Genomic DNA, 15,679 nt, shown 5'->3' with positions numbered 1-15,679 from the left:
GCTAGCGGATGTTTATCCGCTTCGCCACGGCGTCGGTGATCCTATGGAGGGGCGATGACGGGATCGGTCAGCCACCGCCGCGCGGACACCCGGCGCAACCACGACCGCATCCTCGCCGCCGCCGCGCAGTCGATCACCGCGGGAGACCTCTCGTTCAACGCCATCGCGAAGCAGGCCGGCGTGGGCGTCGGGACCGTTTACCGGCACTTCCCCACGCAGGACGCGCTCGTGCTGGCCGTCTACGAGCGCGAGGTGCGCCAGATCGTCGAGATCGTGCCGGCGCTGCTGGAGTCGCAGAGCCCGGAGCAGGCGTTCCGCACCTGGGCGACCGAGCACCTCGCGCGCTACATGATGACCAAAAGAGGACTGGCGGCCGCGCTGAAGGCCGCGAGCGCGTCGGCGGAGGGTGTGGTCGCCGACGCGTACAAGGCGATGCACGGCGCGGCGTCGATGCTGGTGGAGGCGAACGTCCGGGCCGGGACGGTGCGCGCGGACATCGACCCCGGGACCGCGCTGCGCGGCCTGGCCGGCCTGATGTTCCTCGACCCGGACGACGACTGGCGAGGCGACGCCGAGCGCCTCACCGACCTGATCTGGCAGGGGATGGCCGCCCGCTGACGACGGGCGGCCCGTGCTCAGCCACTGGGAGAAGCCGCTGATCAGCGGTCTCCCGAGTGCCTTGTCGATCACATCACGGCGGGCCCGACAACCCGGGTAGGGGAATGCTCCCAGCCGGTGCGGGGAGCCCGACTTGACGAGGGTTCAGCGGCGACCTACTGTCGAGCCCGCTTTCCAACAACGCAAGTCAACTTTCAGATAATGAAAGGAATTAATGAGTACAGCGGTGGAGAAGAACACGCTGTCCTCCGCGCTCCGCGTTCTCGACGGCCTGCGGGTCATCGCCCACGCCCGGGGTCCGGTTCCCCTCGCCCAGCTGGCGGCCGAGCTGGGCACCTCGGAGGTCGCGGCGTTCCGCGTCGCCTCGACCCTGATCGCCGGCGGGTACGTCCGCCAGGCCGGCCCCGGTGCCGGGTACGTGATGACGTGGCAGGTCGTCGAGATGTCGCGGATGCTGCTGGACCGCACGAACCTGCGGAAGGTCGCCGAAGGCCGCCTCTCGACGCTCGCGGACCACTACACCGAGTGCATCACGCTCGCGATCCCCGACGGCGATCACGTCGTGTTCGTCGACAGGATCAACGGTGACCTGAACGTGCACTTGTTCTGCGACGTCGGCAAGCGGTTGCCGCTGCACGTCGGGGCCGCGTCCCGCGCGGTGCTGGCGCACGCGCCGCAACCGTTGATCGACGAGTACCTGGCGGGTTCGCTCGCGCCGTTCACGGACGCGACCCCGACCGATCCCGATCTCGTGGCCCGCGACCTCGCGGAGATCCGCGATGTCGGTTACGCCATCAGCGCCGGCGACGTCGAGGTCGGGATCTCCGCGGTCGCGGCACCGATCCTCAACGCGCGGTCGGAGGTGCTCGGTGCAGCGGCGATCGCGAACATCAGTGCGAAGTGGAGCGACGACGACGTCCTAGAACGGGGACGGCGCATGGTCGAGGTGTGCCGGGAGATCTCCCGCGACGCCGCCGAGCTCACACAGGCATTCCGACTGAACCGGAAGAAGGGCAACTGAAGTGAACGCGCAACTCGCCCCGGTGGGCAACCGCGTCCTGTTCGAGAACGACTCCATCCGTGTGTGGCTGGTCGACGTGGCCGCGGGCGGTGAGCTCGCGCTGCACCTGCACGAGAACCCGTACCTGCTCGTGAACCTGACCGACGGCCGGCTGGAGGTGCACAACGCGAACGGCGAGCCGGTCGAGCGCGCGCTCAGCGGCGAGACCGTCGAGTGGCACGGCGCGGGGGAGCTGCACAGCTTCACCAACATCGGTGCCCACCGCTACAAGAACATCCTCGTCGAGGTCCTCGGAGGTGCCGGGTCGTGACGACGATCTCCGGCGGCCTCGCGGCGCAGACGCGCTGGATGGACGCCACCGACCAGGCAGATCTGCTCCGGTCGGGCGAGGTGTCCGCCGCGGAGCTGCTCGAAGCCGCGATCGAGCGGATCGAGGCGCTGGACCCCACGATCAACGCGGTCGCAATGCGGTGGTTCGACCACGCCCGGGCGACCGTCGCCGCCGGGCTCCCGGCCGGCCCCTTCACCGGCGTCCCGTTCCTGCTCAAGGACTTCGTGGCCCCGTACGCCGGGCAGCCCGAGTCCAACGGGAACATCCGGTTGAAGGAGCTCGCCCTCCCGGCCCCGGCCGACTCCACGCTCGTCGCGCGGCTCCGTGCGGCCGGTTTGGTCACCGCGGGGCGCACCACGTCACCCGAGTTCGCCGCCCTGCCGACGACCGAGTCGACGGCCTGGGGACGCACCCGCAACCCGTGGTTGCTCTCCCACTCGACCGGCGGTTCGAGCGGTGGTGCCACCGCCGCCGTGGCTGCCGGGATGGTGCCGATCGCGCAGGCCTCCGACGGTTCCGGCTCCATCCGGATCCCGGCGGCGCTCTGCGGACTGGTCGGGCTCAAGCCGTCCCGCGGACGGATCAGCGCCGGCCCGTACGCCGACGAGTCGGGGCCGGCGGTCTTCCTCGGCGTGAGCCGCACGGTCCGCGACACCGCCGCGTTGCTCGACGCGGTGCACGGCCCCGGCGTCGGTGACCTCGTTGTCGCCCCGCCGCCCAGCCGTCCCTACGTCGAGGAGCTGCGCACCGATCCCCGCCCGCTCCGGATCGGGGTGCTCGACCGCGGGTCCTTCGGCGTCACCGTGCATCCGGAGATCGTCGCCGCCGTCGCGTCCACCGCGCGGCTGCTCGAATCGCTCGGCCACCACGTCGAGCTCGCGTACCCGAAGGCGCTGGAGGAGACCGCGCTCGACGACCGCAGCACGGTCGGGATCGCCGCGACGAGCCCGATGCTGCTCTCGCTCGCCGGCCTCGCCCGTGCGCTCGGGCGGGACCTCACCCCGGCCGACATGGAACCCCTCAACTGGGAGCGCTACCAGCGGCTGCTTGCGATGAGCGCGTCCGAGCACGTGCTGGCGCTCGCGGCGGCCACGCGGTTCCGGCGGAGCATGCTGCAGTGGTGGGCCGACGGGTTCGACCTGCTGCTGACCCCGACCACGGCGATGCCCGCCGCCCCGCTCGGCACCTTCGACGAGGGCTCCGAGGAGGAGCTCGCCCCGCTGGGCGACCCGTACATCGCGTTCACCCGCGCGTTCAACATCACCGGCCAGCCGGCGATCAGCCTCCCGGCCGGCCGGACGACCCTGGGCTTGCCGATAGGTGCGCAGCTCGTTGCTGATCACGGGCGTGAGGACGTGCTCCTCGCGGTCGCGGCCCAGTTGGAGCGGGCGCGCCCGTGGAAGGACGAGCTGCCCGCCCTGTAACAGCTGGATCGCGCCGGTCCTGTTCCCTGATCCGCTTCAGTAACCTCGCGCCGGGGTGTGCGGTGAAGGTAATGGGGGGGTGTTGCCCGCGTGGCTCTCGAATCGGGCTCGCAGCTAGCCGGCTACCGGCTCGACGCGCTGATCGGACGGGGTGGCGAAGGAGTCGTCTACCGCGCGACGCACCTGCGGCTCGACCGAGCGGTCGCGCTCAAGGTGCTTTCCGGCGACCTGGCGCACGACGAGGGCTTCCGGCGGCGATTCGAGCGCGCGGCGCGGCTCGCTGCGATGCTGGAGCACCCGAACGTCATCACGGTGCACGATGCCGGTGAGGCGGACGGGCGGCTCTACCTCGCGATGCGGCTCGTCGAGGGTCGTGACCTCAGCGCGTTGATCGCGGAGCACGGCCCGCTGGGGTTGGCGGAGACCTGCCGGCTGCTCGCACAGGTCGCTGCCGCACTGGACGCCGCGCACGCCAAGGGGATGGTGCACCGCGACGTGAAGCCGGCGAACGTGCTGGTGGAGCGCGACGGGCGGGCCTACCTCTCCGATTTCGGCCTGACCAGCAGGCACGACGTGAGCGTGCAGAGCCTGCAGCTGGTCGCGGGGACGCTCGCGTACATGGCGCCGGAGCGGTTCGAGGTGGGCAGCACGCCGGAGCCGTCGATCGACGTGTACGGGCTGGGGTGCACCGCGTACACGTGCCTGCGTGGTGCGCCGCCGTTCGACCGGACGACGTTCGCCGAGATGTTCAGCGCGCACCTCACTGCGCCGCCGCCGGCGCTGAGCCGGGACGACCCCGCTATACCGACGGCGGTCGACGCGGTGCTGGCGAAGGCGATCGCCAAGGTTCCCGCGCAGCGGTACCGGACCTGCGGTGAGTTCGTGGCTGCGCTCTCGGAAGCTGGGCTCGCGGGGCCGGGCCCGTCCCTGCCACCCCGGCCGCTGCAGTCGTCCCAGCCGCCCCCGCTGCAGGCCTGGTCGCCGCCGGTGGACGGGTACACGGTTCCGGTGCCGCCCCGATGGCCGGTGGAGGCGCCGACGGACCTGCAACCCCCTGGTCGCCGCCGGGGCCTGCTGGTCGGGATCGCGCTGCTGGCCGTCGTCGCCGTCCTGGCGACGGCGGGGCTGCTGGTGTGGCGAGGCGGTGGGGCACCGGGCGCCGGGGCGCCGGCGGCAGCGCCGCCACCACCGGTTGCGGCCACGGTGCTGACGGACCGGATCGCGACGATGGCGGCGGACAAGAAGGGGAACGTCTACTTCACTTACGCCCGCGAAGACCGCGTCGACCGGCTGACGCCGGCGGGCGCGATCGAGCCGGTCGCCGGGACCGGCGATCCGGGTTACACCGGCGACGGCGGGCCCGCGACCGCGGCGAAGCTGGACACCCCGCGAGGGCTCGCCATCGACGACAGCGGCAACCTCTACATCGCCGACAACGCCAACCACCGCATCCGCAGGGTCGACCCGGCGGGGACGATCACCACGATCGCCGGCAACGGGACCGCGGGGTACACGGAGGACGGAACCGTCGCGCTCGGCGCGGAGATCAACGCTCCGCTCGCGCTCGCGCTCGGCGCCGACGGCAGCCTCTACTTCTCCGAAGGGAACTTCCCCCGGGTCCGGCACATCGAGGCGGGCGGCCGGCTGACCACGGTTGCGGGCAACGGGCGGAACGAGTCGACGGGCGACGGCGGGTCGGCGGTCCAGGCGGGCTTCATGTCGGGCCGCGACCTCGCCGTCGCTGCCGACGGCACCGTCTACATCGCGGACAACTGGGACTACCGCGTGCGCCGGGTGACGCCGGACGGGAAGATCAACACGGTCATCGGTGACGGGACCAGCAACCCGGCCCGCGACGGGGTGCCGGCAGCCGGTGAAGCGCTCGCCGTGACCGCCATCGCGCTCGGTACCGGCGGGAACGTCTTCGTGGCCGGCCGGTACAGCGTCCACGAGATCGACGCGACCGGCGTCGTCCACACTGTTGCGGGCACCGGGCGGGCGGGCTTCTCGGGCGACGGCGGGCCGGCGCGGGGCGCGGCGCTCGCCGAGCCCGTTGCGGTGGCGCGCGGCGCCGACGGATCGTTCTACGTGGCGGACGACCGCAACAACCGCATCCGCAAGATCGACGGCGCGGGGATCATCAGCACGGTTGCGGGCGGCGGGCCCGGCTACCCCGGTGACGGCGGACCGGCGACGAAGGCGAGCCTCGACGGGCCGGCGTTCATGTGCCTCGACCCGAACGGGCGGCTAGTCCTCTCGGAGACCAGCGGCGCCAGGGTGCGACGGATCGACCCGGCGGACGGGACGATCACGACCGTCGCCGGCACCGGCGTGCCGGGCTTCTCCGGTGACGGTGGAGAGGCGACGGCGGCGCAGCTGAACCACCCGCGTGGGGTCGCCTGCGGCGCTGACGGTGGGCTGTACATCGCCGACACCGACAACAACCGGATCCGCCATGTCACACCCGACGGCGTGATCTCGACGTTCGCCGGCAACGGGCGGTCCGACCTGTCCGCCGACGGGGGTCCGGCCGGATCGACCGCGGTCGCCGACCCCACCTCGATCGTGCTGGCCCCGGACGGCAGCCTGCTGATCGTCGAGCGCTCGTCGGCGCGCATCCGTCGGATCGACCCGGCCGGGAACGTCAGCACCGTCGCAGGGACAGGGACGGACGGGTTCTCCGGCGACGGCGGCCCGGCCGCAGCGGCCCAGTTCGACAACCCGTATGCGCTGGTCCGCGCCCCGGACGGGGTGCTGTTCGTCGCCGACAACAACAATCGGCGGATCCGCCGGATCGGCACCGACGGCGTCATCACGACGTTCGCCGGCACGGGGACCGCAGGCGCAGCGGGCGACGGCGGGCCGGCGCGCTCGGCGCAGTTGACGGCGCCGAGCGGGGTGCTCCTCGACGCCGACGGAGGGTTGCTCGTCGCCGATGAGGGGAGCCAGCGGGTCCGCCGGATCGCCCCCGACGGAACCATCTCGACCGTGGTGGGAACGGGATCCACCGCGTTGAGCATCGTGCCGCGGGATGCGCTCCAGACGAACCTGAACCGGCCCGGCGGGTTGGCCTCGGCCCCCGACGGCGGTCTCTACCTGGCGGCCTTCGGCGCTGATCTCGTCTACCGGCTCGACCGCGGCAGCGGCACGGTTTCCCTGTTCGCGGGAGACGAGTGGTGAGGCCTCCTGGTCGTACCCTGCTTTTGTGGAGGTCGTCTCCAGGCGCGAAGAGTCCGAGCTGGGTTCCTGGACGCAGCTGACCTGGCAGCCGAGCGCGCTCGCCGGACTCGTCGAGTACATCTGGCTGTTCGACGGGCAGCTCGCGCAGCGGCGGGAGCGCTTCTACCCGACGGGTGATCTCGACCTGATCGTGCAGCTCGACGCGCCCTTCCGGGTCGTCGACGGCGATTCCGTCACCGACAACCCGCTGACGAGCCTCACCGGGCTCATCCTGAGCCCGCTCGTGATCGAGACCCCCGCCGTGCGGTCGCGGGTGCTCGTCGTCCGGCTGCGGCCCGCGGGGGCGCTGGGCATGTTCGGTGTTCCGCTGGACGAGCTCACCGGCGCCACTGCGGATCTGACCGAACTGATCGGCGCCGAGGCGCGTCGCCTCGCCGAGCGCCTCGACGAGGCGAGCTCCGATCAGACCCGGCTGGAGCTGGTCGGGCGCTGGATCACGGATCGGCTCGCGGATCGGCTCACGGGCAGGTTCGGCACCGATCCCCGCGTGGCGTATGCCGTCGCCGAGATCGAGCGGGCCGGTGGGCGGATCCCGGTCGCGAGCATCCTCGACCGGATCGGGGCCTCGCCGAAGCGCTTCACCAGCCTGTTCGAGGCCCAGGTCGGGGTGAAGCCCAAGCTGTTCTCCCGCATCGTCCGGTTCCGAGGGCTGGCGGCGGCGCTGCGGGACGGGGCGGATTCGTTCGGCCGGACGGCGATCGCGCACGGGTACTACGACCAGTCGCACATGAACGCCGAGTTCAGGGAGTTCGCGGGGATGTCCCCGAGCCGGTTCCTCGCCGCCACGCAGTACCCGGAATCGATGAGCCTGGCCGACTGCGCAACTGACTGACGTCTTCTTTTTTCCAAGACCGCGGGTCGGGGCTGCTCCTACCGTCGGCGCATGTCCGATTCGAACTTCGCAAGCGTGGTGGCCGTCCTCCCCGTCACCGACCACGAGAAGGCCGTCGCCTGGTACCAGAGCTGGATCGGGCGGGCCCCCGACCTCGTACCGATGGAGGGTGTCGCCGAGTGGCAGCTGACCGGGAACGCCTGGATCCAGGTGTCGGTCGACCCGGAGCCCGCCGGCCGCACCACGGCCGTCGTCGGCGTGCTGGATCTCGATGCGCAGCGCGCCGCGTGCGCGGCCGTCGACGTCGCCGTGGGGGAGATCAACGACTACGGGTTCGTGAAGACCGCGGAAGCGGTCGACCCGGCCGGCAACAAGATCCTCTTCGTGCAGGAGGTGGATCAGGGCTAGCCGGCCCCCGAATCTCCCCACCGTTTTGTGCACTTGCGCGCCTGCGGAGCGCGCAGATGCACAAAACGGTGGGGAAGTTCGGGGTGCGTCGGGGCATCCCTTCGGACGAGAGCGGGCGGCGCCTCCACCATCGGCCGATGACACGGGCGGGCGGTCGCGTCGAAGCTCGTGGATTCGGCCGCGATCCGGCCGACGACTGCTCCGGAGAGGATGACGTGAATATTCTCGTACTCGGACCTCTGGACGTGAAGAACGCGGACGGCTGTGTGGTGACCCCACCGGCGCTGAAGCTGCGCACCCTCCTCGCTGTGCTGTGCGTCCACGCCGACCGGGTGGTGTCCACCCAGCACCTCATCGACGCGCTGTGGTCCGGCGCGCCGCCGCGCACCGCGGAGTCCGCCCTGCACGTCTACGTGTCGAAGCTGCGCAAGCACCTCGTGGCCACGGGGAGCCGGGTCGGTGAGCTCGCGACCCGATCACCCGGCTACGTCCTGGATCTCTCCGCCCACCAGCTCGACCTGCGCGAGTTCGACGCGATGACGTTGCTCGCGCAGCAGCTGGAGGGCGCCGGCCGGCTGGAGGAGGCGTCCCGCACGCTGGAGTGCGCGCTCTCGCTGTGGCGGGGGCCGGCGCTGGCCGACATGCGGGAGATGCCGGTCGTCGACGCGCTGGCCCGCCAGCTCGACGAGCGCAGGCTGGTCGCCTCCGAGCGCCGGTTCGAGCTGGAGCTCGCGCTGGGGCGCCACTCCCGCCTGATCAGCGAGCTGTACGGGGTGACCGCCCTGCATCCGCTGTGGGAGAACCCGTACTACTTCCTCATGATCGCGCTCTACCGCAGCGGTCGCACCGCCGAGTGCCTCATGGTCTACAAGCAGGTCCGGCACGCGCTGGTCGACTCGCTCGGCATGGAGCCGAGCTCGCGGTTCCAGCGATTGCACCAGGCGGTCCTGGACCGGGCGGCCTGGCTCGACGATCCGGCGATGCTGCAGGCGACCGCCTGACTCCGGTCAACTGCCCAGCGCTGATCATCGGAACGCGTCCGCGATCCGTTCGAGCGCCTCCTTGATGACGTCCTGCGGTCCCGAGAAGGAAAGCCGGACGTGTCCCTCGCCGCCTTCGCCGAAGGCCGAACCGGGGGTGACCGCCACCCCGGCCGTGGTGAGCAGCCACTCGGCGAACTCGGTGTCGGAGCCGCGGCCGGCACCGCTGATGTCGGCGAAGGCGTAGAACGCGCCGTCGGGAGGGGTGCAGGTGACGCCGGGGAGGGCGGCGAGCCCTTCGACGATCATCGTGCGGCGGGCTGCGTACTCGTCGACCATGCGCAGCAGGTCGCCCTGCGGTCCGGTCAGCGCCGCGATGCCGCCCTGCTGGACGAACGACCCGGCGCAGCCGACCGTGTGCTGGGCCGCCTTCAGGACCTCGGTGATCACATCGGTCGGCCCCGCGATGTAGCCGAGCCGCCAACCGGTCATGGCGTACGCCTTCGAGAAGCCGTTGACGGTGAGCGTGCGTTCAGCGCAGCCCGGCACGGCGGCCATGCTGATGTGCCGGCCGCGGTAGATGATCTTCTCGTAGATCTCGTCGGCGACGATGGCGAGGTCGTGCTCGATCGCGAATGCGGCGAGGTCGGTCGCTTCCTGCTCGTCGAGGACGTGCCCGGTCGGGTTGTTCGGGGTGTTGATCAGGATCGCCCGGGTGCGCGGGCCCACCGCCGCGTCGAGCAGCTTGCGGGTGAGGCGGAAGCCGCCGTCCGCGCGGAGCGGCACCGACACCGGCCGGGCCCCGACGAGGTGGGCCATCGAGGCGTAGCTGACCCAGCTGGGGGTCGGGATCAGGATGTCGTCGCCCGGATCCAGAATTGTGGTCAACGCGAGGAACAGCGCGTACTTCGCCGAGGGTGTGACGATCACGTCGGTGCCCGGATCGGTGCTGATCCGGTTGTCGTCGAGCAGTTTCTCCGAAATTGCCGTGCGCAGTTCCGGCAGGCCCCGGCTCGGGGTGTAGTGGGTGAATCCGGCGTGCACCGAATCGGCCGCGGCTGCCGCAATGTGTTCCGCGGTCGGGAAGTCGGGGTCACCGCCGCCGAGGTCCAGTACCGCCTTCCCCTCGGCGCGCATCGACTGCACGAGGTCGTGCACGGCGTACGTCGCCGAGCCGCCGATCCCGGCCAGCCGCTGTGACGTCCTGATGCGGGAGGCCCTCACGGGCGCCCGCCGGGCGGGAGCGCCTCGTCGACCGAGGTGATCGTGGCGTACCGCGCCAGCACCGTCAGCGCCGCGTCGTGCAGCTCCTTGCCGGCCGTGGCCGTGGCGTCCTCCAGCACCTCGACGCGGTAGTCGCGGTCGGCGGCCGCGCTCGCCGTGGAGAGCACCACCAGCTCCGTCGCCACCCCCGTGAGCAGCAGCGTCTCGATCCGCTGCGTGCGGAGCAGCACGTCGAGGTCGGTGCCGAAGAACGGGTTGATCCGGTGCTTGGCGACCACCGGCTCGCCTTCCCGCGGGGCGAGCGACTCGTGCACCTGCGTCGCCCACGTGCCGAGGGTGAGCCGGCGCTCCACCCGTGCGGTCTCGAAGATCGGCGAGCCGGTGGGGCACTCGGGATGGCCGGGGGAGAAACCGACGACGACGTAGATCACCGGGATGCCCGCGGCGCGGGCGCGGGCGATCGCGGTGGCGGCGTGTTCCAGCACACCGCGCGTGGTGACCTGCTCCAGGTAGCCCTCCGCGGCGTAACGACCGTCGGGATGCACGATCTCGTTGATCAGATCCATCACCAGCAGCGCGCTGCGCGGGGCCATTCGTCCACTCCCAAAGGGCTGGTCCGGGTTGATTCGAGCCTAAGCACCGCCGGCCCGACGTGTCCAATGCATGAATGACTTTCATGGCTTCATGAACTGCGCGGTGTTGATCGCCGGACGCCGATGGTGTTGAGCTTTCCGGGTGCTCCCGAACCATGCGGAGGTAATTGTGGCGGCAGCGCCGTACCGGATCGTCGTCGTCGGCAGCGGCCCCCGCGGGCTGTCGGTGCTGGAACGGCTCGCCGCCCGGCTCGCAGACCCGCCCGTAGAACCGCTGGGCCGTCGGCCGATCGAGCTCTGTGTGATCGACGACGTCCAGCTCGGGTGCGGCCGGATCTGGCGGACCGACCAGCCCGACTGGTTCCTGATGAACACGATCGCCGAGGAGGTCTCGGCGTTCTCCGGCCCGCCCGACGACGGCCCGGTGCGGCCGGGCGCCGGGCCGTCGCTCGCCCAGTGGTGGAGCGTGGACGACCCGGACTTCCCCGGGCCGGGCAGCTTCGCGTCGCGAGCGCGCTACGGGCGCTACATGGGCATGGTGCTGGCCTCGATCAGGGCCGCCCTCCCGGCCTCCGTGCGCCTGCGCGAGGTGCTCGACCGCGTGATCGACCTCGAACCCGAGGGCGACCGCTACCGGCTGACGCTGGTGGGTAACGAGCAGCTGGTCGCGGACCGGGTCGTGCTGGTGACCGGGCACGCGACGCCGGAGCCGTTCGGGCCGGAGGCCGGCCTCGCCGAGTTCGCCGGTGCTCACCCGGGCCTGCGCTACCTGGTGGGCGACTCCGCGGCCGACATGCCGCTCGACGCCGTCCCCGCCGGCTCCGCGGTCGGCGTCATCGGCCTCGGCCTCTCCTTCTACGACGTGCTGGCGGCGTTCACGCTCGGCCGCGGCGGCCGGTTCACGGATGACGGCCGGGGTGGGCTCACCTACCACCGCAGCGGCGAGGAGCCGGTGATCGTGGCCGGGTCGCGCGGGGGGATGCCCGTGCCGGCCCGCGGGCGCAACCAGAAGCACCACAACCACCGCTACACGACTGTCCTGTGCACCGTGGAGCGCGCCCGCAACGGCAAGCCGCACGGCGCCGTGGAGTTCGGCGCCGACGTGCTGCCGTGGCTGATCGCCGAGGTCGAGCTCGTGTACCGGGCTACGGCGTTGCGTCGTGCCGCCGGCCCCGAGGCGGGAGCGGCGTTCCGGGACGCGGTGGTGGCAGCCGCCCGGTCCGGGCTCCCGGACGTGCCGGCGATCGCCGCCGCGCACGGCGCTCCCGACCTGCCCCGGATCGACCTCGACCGGCTCGCGAGGCCGTTCCGCGGCCGGAGCTTCCGAGATCCCGACGGTTTCCACGCCGCCCTGCTCGGCCACCTGCGCCAGGACCTCGTGGAGGCCGAGGACGGCAACGTCGGCTCGCCGCTCAAGGCGGCGCTCGACGTCCTGCGTGACACGCGGGGCCTGATCCGCGAGCTGGTGGACTTCGGCGGCCTCACCCCGCGGTCGCACCGCGACGAGTTCCTCGGCTGGTACCAGCACCGGGTGGCGTTCCTGGCCGCCGGACCGCCGCGGATCAGGCTCTACCAGTTCGTGGCGCTGGTGGAGGCCGGGGTGCTACGCATCGCCGGGCCCGCGACGAGCTTCGCCGCCGACGCCGACCGTGGCCGGTTCGTGGTGTCGTCCCCGCAGGTCGCAGGCTCGGACGTCGAGGTGGATACGCTCGTCGACGCCCGGATCCCGATCCCGGCCCTGCACCGCGACCCGTCCCCGTTCACGACCGCCCTGCGGGCGCGCGGGATCTGGACCGGCTACTGCAACGGCACGTTCGAGACCGGGGGAGTGGCCGTCACCGGCAGCCCGTACCACCCGATCGGCCGCTCCGGGGAGCCGGCCGCAGGCCTCTACGTCCTGGGCATCCCCACCGAGCACACCCGCTGGTTCATGCAGGGCGGCAGCAGCCGGCCGGGCTTCTGGACCGACTTCGTCCGCGACGCCGACGCGATCGCCGCGGACGCACTGGCCGGGGCCGCAATCATCGAGGTGGTGGCGCCCTCACCGGCCCCCGGTCGGGACGACCTCGGCCGCAGCCCGGTGCCAACCGGCGTCGCGGGCGACTGACAGCGCCGTCGCGACGAACGCCTCGACGCCCGGGGTGGGGGCCGGGCGCACCCCGATCGCGAGCTGCCGCGTGACGGGCGGCGAGAAGGGCAGCACGCAGAGGTCGGGCAGTGCCATTTGTAGGGCCGTTGGTAGGGCCGTGGGAGGGGCGGCGGGCAGCGCCAGCGCCGGGAGCACCGTCACGCCGAGCCCTTCGGTGACCATCGCGACCAGCGCGGCTATGTCGTGCACCCGGAACGACACCGCAGGCTCTGTGCCGGCTCCGCGGAACACCGTGCGCAGGATCGGCTCCATCCCGCCGAACGGCATGATGATCGGCTCGTCGGCGAGCTCGGCCACGGTCAGCTCGGTGCTCGCGGCGAGCCGGTGCCCGCGCGGCAGCACGGCGAACACCTCGTCCTGCAGCAACGGGACGGTGGCCAGGTCGGGTTTGGGCAGCTGCACGATGCCGACGTCGACCTCCTGCTCCCGGAGCCAGTGCGCGATCCGCGCGTCGACGCCCTCGCGCAGCGTGATCCCGAGATCGGGGTAGCGCGCGCGGAGCTCCGTCAGCAGCCGGGGCAGCAGCCGCGCGGAGAAGCTCTGGCTGGTGCCGACCCGGATCGAACCGCGCATGTCGGGCGGCGCGCTCGCCTCGTCGCGCATGCGCTCGGCGTGCAGCAGCGTCGCCCGGGCGTGGTGCAGCACGCGCACCCCGACGTCGGTCAGCTCCACGCCCCGGCGGTCCCGCCGCATGAGCGCGACCCCGAGCTCGGCTTCCAGGCCGGCGATCGCGTGGCTCACCGCCGACTGGCCGATCCCCAGGGCCTGCGCGGCCTTGGTGAAGCTGCCGGTGTCGGCGATGGCGACGAACGCGGCGCACTGGGAGAGCTTCATGTGCTCAGCGGGTGGTGGGCAGCGCAGGATGCCGGGACGCCTCGTAGCGGACTATGAGCTCCTCCTCGCGCAAGGTCATCGCGATGGCGTCGAGCCCGTGCAGGAGCCGCTCCCGGACGTCCGGGTCGAGGTCGAACGCCGTGACGTTCCCGGCGCAGCGCACCTGCAGCCGTTCGAGATCGACCGTCACCGGCTCGGCCGGGTCCGCCTCGACCGCCGCCCAGATCTCCTCGACCGCCTCGATCGGCACCGTGACCGTGAGCAGGCCGTTGAGCAGCGAGTTCTCCCGGAATATGTCGCCGTAGCGGGGCGCGATCACGGCTCGGAAGCCGTAGTCCTGCAGCGCCCACACCGCGTACTCCCGCGACGAGCCGATACCGAAGTCGTTGCCGGCCACCAGCACCGTCGCACCCCTGTGCCCGGGTCGGTTGAGGACGAAGCCGGGGTCGTCGCGCCAGTCGGCGAACAGCGAGTCGGCGTGCCCGCTGCGGGTGGACCGGACGCAGAACCGGGCCGGGATGATCTGGTCGGTGTCGACGTTGCTGCGCCGCAAGGGCGCGGCGGTGCCGGTGTGCACGGTGAACGGGCGCATGTTCTCTCCCATTTCGCTCCCTGCGCTACAGGTCGGCGGGGGCGGCCAGCCGGCCCGCGATGGCGGTCGCCGCGGCGACCGGGGGCGAGACGATGTGCGTCCGGGCGCCCTTGCCCTGCCTGCCCTCGAAGTTGCGGTTGGTGGTGGAGGCGGCGCGCTGTCCCGGCTGCAGCCGGTCCTCGTTCAGCGCCGCGCACATCGAGCAGCCCGCCGCGGCCCGGAAGTCCGCCCCGGCCTCGGCGAAGACCCGGTCGAGGCCCTCGGCGACGGCCTGCCGGCGCACCGCCGCCGAGCCTGCGACGATCATCATGTGCAGGCCGTCGGCCACCCGCCGACCGCGCAGCACGTCGGCGGTGGCGCGCAGGTCCTCGATGCGGCTGTTCGTGCAGGAGCCGACGAAGACGGTGTCGATCGGGACGTCGCGCATCGGCGTCCCGGGCTGCAAAGCCATGTAGTCGAGCGCGCGGCGCGCCGCGGCGCTCTCCTCCGGGTCGGCGAAGTCGGCCGGGGCGGGGACCCGGCCGCCGATCGGGACACTCTGCGCGGGGTTGGTGCCCCAGGAGACGTACGGGTGCAGCGCGGCGCCGTCGATGACGACCGACGTGTCGAAGCGCGCATCCGGGTCGGAGCGCAGCGCGGTCCACCCCCGCACGGCGGCGTCCCAGGCGGCCCCTTGCGGCACGCCGGGACGTCCGCGCAGGTATGCGAGCGTGGTGGCGTCGGGGGCGACCATCCCGGCCCGGGCGCCCGCCTCCACCGACATGTTGCACAACGTCATCCGCGATTCCATGGACAGGTCGGCGACGGCCGCGCCGCGGTACTCGATCACGTGGCCCTGCCCGCCGGCCGTGCCGATCGTCGCGATCAGGGCGAGCACGAGGTCCTTCGCGGTGACGCCGTCCGGGAGCCGGCCCGTGACGGTGATGTCGAGGTCCTTGAAGCGCCGCAGCTGGAGGGTCTGGGTGGCAAGCACGTGCTCGACCTGGCTCGCGCCGATGCCGAACGCCAGCGCGCCGAACGCGCCGTGGGTCGTGGTGTGCGAGTCGCAGCAGACGATCGTCATGCCGGGGCGGCTGAGCCCCTGCTCGGGCCCGATGACGTGCACGATGCCCTGGCCGGGATCGCCCAGGCGGTGCAGCGGGATCCCGAACTCCGCGCAGTTGCGGCGCATCAGCTCCGACTGGCGCCGGCCGTCGAGATCGCGGATGGGGCGGTCGATCCCGATGGTGGGGGTGTTGTGGTCCTCGGTGCCGAGCGTGAGGTCGGGCCGGCGCACGCCCCGGCCCGCGGCGCGCAGGCCGTCGAACGCCTGCGGGGTGTTGACCTCGTGCAACAGGTGCAGGTCGACGTAGATCAGGTCGCTGCCCGTGGCCACGCGGTGCACAACATGGGAATCCCACACCTTCTGCGCCAATGTTGATCCCATAAGCGCA

Annotated in this window: 14 protein-coding genes; 9 read left to right on the top strand and 5 right to left on the bottom strand. The window is 72.1% G+C overall.

Annotated features, from left to right (window positions below; translation table 11 throughout):
• Positions 1-54 precede the first annotated feature (54 nt).
• The 8 genes from LL648_RS32950 (at position 55) to LL648_RS32915 (ending at position 8,875) form a co-directional block, all read left to right on the top strand.
• On the top strand, positions 55-618 hold the full coding sequence (locus tag LL648_RS32950) for a TetR/AcrR family transcriptional regulator (RefSeq protein WP_232666712.1): 564 nt from the start codon (positions 55-57) through the stop codon (positions 616-618).
• 214 nt (positions 619-832) lie between these two features.
• Complete coding sequence (locus LL648_RS32945) at positions 833-1,639, top strand: IclR family transcriptional regulator (RefSeq protein WP_232666711.1); 807 nt, start codon at positions 833-835, stop codon at positions 1,637-1,639.
• A 1-nt stretch (position 1,640) separates the two neighbouring features.
• Complete coding sequence (locus tag LL648_RS32940; RefSeq protein WP_232666710.1) at positions 1,641-1,949, top strand: hypothetical protein; 309 nt, start codon at positions 1,641-1,643, stop codon at positions 1,947-1,949.
• Positions 1,946-3,394, top strand: a complete 1,449-nt coding sequence (locus tag LL648_RS32935; protein ID WP_232666709.1) for an amidase — start codon at positions 1,946-1,948, stop codon at positions 3,392-3,394. Before LL648_RS32940 ends, LL648_RS32935 begins: the two co-directional genes overlap by 4 nt.
• Before the next feature lie 90 nt (positions 3,395-3,484).
• Positions 3,485-6,574: a serine/threonine-protein kinase gene (locus tag LL648_RS45495; protein WP_232666708.1), complete on the top strand. Its 3,090-nt coding sequence runs from the start codon at positions 3,485-3,487 to the stop codon at positions 6,572-6,574.
• Between the two features lie 25 nt (positions 6,575-6,599).
• On the top strand, positions 6,600-7,466 hold the full coding sequence (locus LL648_RS45490; protein WP_232666707.1) for a helix-turn-helix domain-containing protein: 867 nt from the start codon (positions 6,600-6,602) through the stop codon (positions 7,464-7,466).
• A 51-nt stretch (positions 7,467-7,517) separates the two neighbouring features.
• A complete protein-coding gene (locus LL648_RS32920; protein ID WP_232666706.1) occupies positions 7,518-7,874 on the top strand; it encodes a VOC family protein in 357 nt (118 codons plus the stop codon).
• Positions 7,875-8,140: 266 nt separating this feature from the next.
• Positions 8,141-8,875: an AfsR/SARP family transcriptional regulator gene (locus LL648_RS32915; protein WP_232666705.1), complete on the top strand. Its 735-nt coding sequence runs from the start codon at positions 8,141-8,143 to the stop codon at positions 8,873-8,875.
• A gap of 24 nt (positions 8,876-8,899) precedes the next feature.
• Here the strand turns inward: LL648_RS32915 and LL648_RS32910 are convergent, their stop codons facing one another.
• Positions 8,900-10,078: a pyridoxal phosphate-dependent aminotransferase gene (locus LL648_RS32910; RefSeq protein ID WP_232666704.1), complete on the bottom strand. Its 1,179-nt coding sequence runs from the start codon at positions 10,076-10,078 to the stop codon at positions 8,900-8,902.
• Positions 10,075-10,671 carry a cysteine hydrolase family protein gene (locus LL648_RS32905; protein WP_232666703.1) on the bottom strand — a complete coding sequence of 199 codons (597 nt, stop codon included), beginning with the start codon at positions 10,669-10,671 and terminating at the stop codon, positions 10,075-10,077. The genes LL648_RS32910 and LL648_RS32905 overlap by 4 nt, the downstream gene beginning before the upstream one ends.
• A gap of 169 nt (positions 10,672-10,840) precedes the next feature.
• Here LL648_RS32905 and LL648_RS32900 point away from each other — a divergent pair, with 169 nt between their 5' ends.
• Positions 10,841-12,778 (top strand): FAD/NAD(P)-binding protein, encoded by a 1,938-nt coding sequence (locus LL648_RS32900; protein ID WP_232666702.1) that lies wholly within the window; start codon positions 10,841-10,843, stop codon positions 12,776-12,778.
• On the opposite strand, the gene LL648_RS32895 is transcribed toward LL648_RS32900, so the two are convergent.
• From LL648_RS32895 to leuC, 3 genes are read right to left on the bottom strand one after another with little or no spacing between them, the layout of a single operon-like run.
• Entirely contained in the window at positions 12,713-13,654 is a 942-nt protein-coding gene (locus LL648_RS32895; RefSeq protein WP_232666701.1) for a LysR family transcriptional regulator, read from the bottom strand. The two genes, LL648_RS32900 and LL648_RS32895, sit on opposite strands and share 66 nt — an antisense overlap.
• Positions 13,655-13,658: 4 nt before the next feature.
• Positions 13,659-14,246: a 3-isopropylmalate dehydratase small subunit gene (gene leuD / locus LL648_RS32890; RefSeq protein WP_255687038.1), complete on the bottom strand. Its 588-nt coding sequence runs from the start codon at positions 14,244-14,246 to the stop codon at positions 13,659-13,661.
• A gap of 25 nt (positions 14,247-14,271) precedes the next feature.
• A complete protein-coding gene (gene leuC, locus LL648_RS32885; protein WP_232666699.1) occupies positions 14,272-15,672 on the bottom strand; it encodes a 3-isopropylmalate dehydratase large subunit in 1,401 nt (466 codons plus the stop codon).
• Between the last annotated feature and the right edge of the window lie 7 nt (positions 15,673-15,679).

The organism is Pseudonocardia sp. TRM90224, from assembly GCF_021245725.1.
GTDB lineage: Bacteria > Actinomycetota > Actinomycetes > Mycobacteriales > Pseudonocardiaceae > Pseudonocardia.
This window is presented reverse-complemented; position numbering and strand designations above follow the sequence as displayed.

Excerpts from the sequence above, each read along its gene's own strand:
- leuC (WP_232666699.1), bottom strand. The coding sequence starts at position 15,672 with ATGGGATCAACATTGGCGCAGAAGGTGTGGGATTCCCATGTTGTGCAC.
- LL648_RS32920 (WP_232666706.1), top strand. The coding sequence starts at position 7,518 with ATGTCCGATTCGAACTTCGCAAGCGTGGTGGCCGTCCTCCCCGTCACC.
- LL648_RS32895 (WP_232666701.1), bottom strand. The coding sequence starts at position 13,654 with ATGAAGCTCTCCCAGTGCGCCGCGTTCGTCGCCATCGCCGACACCGGC.
- leuD (WP_255687038.1), bottom strand. The coding sequence starts at position 14,246 with ATGCGCCCGTTCACCGTGCACACCGGCACCGCCGCGCCCTTGCGGCGC.
- LL648_RS32950 (WP_232666712.1), top strand. The coding sequence starts at position 55 with ATGACGGGATCGGTCAGCCACCGCCGCGCGGACACCCGGCGCAACCAC.
- LL648_RS32905 (WP_232666703.1), bottom strand. The coding sequence starts at position 10,671 with ATGGCCCCGCGCAGCGCGCTGCTGGTGATGGATCTGATCAACGAGATC.
- LL648_RS32945 (WP_232666711.1), top strand. The coding sequence starts at position 833 with ATGAGTACAGCGGTGGAGAAGAACACGCTGTCCTCCGCGCTCCGCGTT.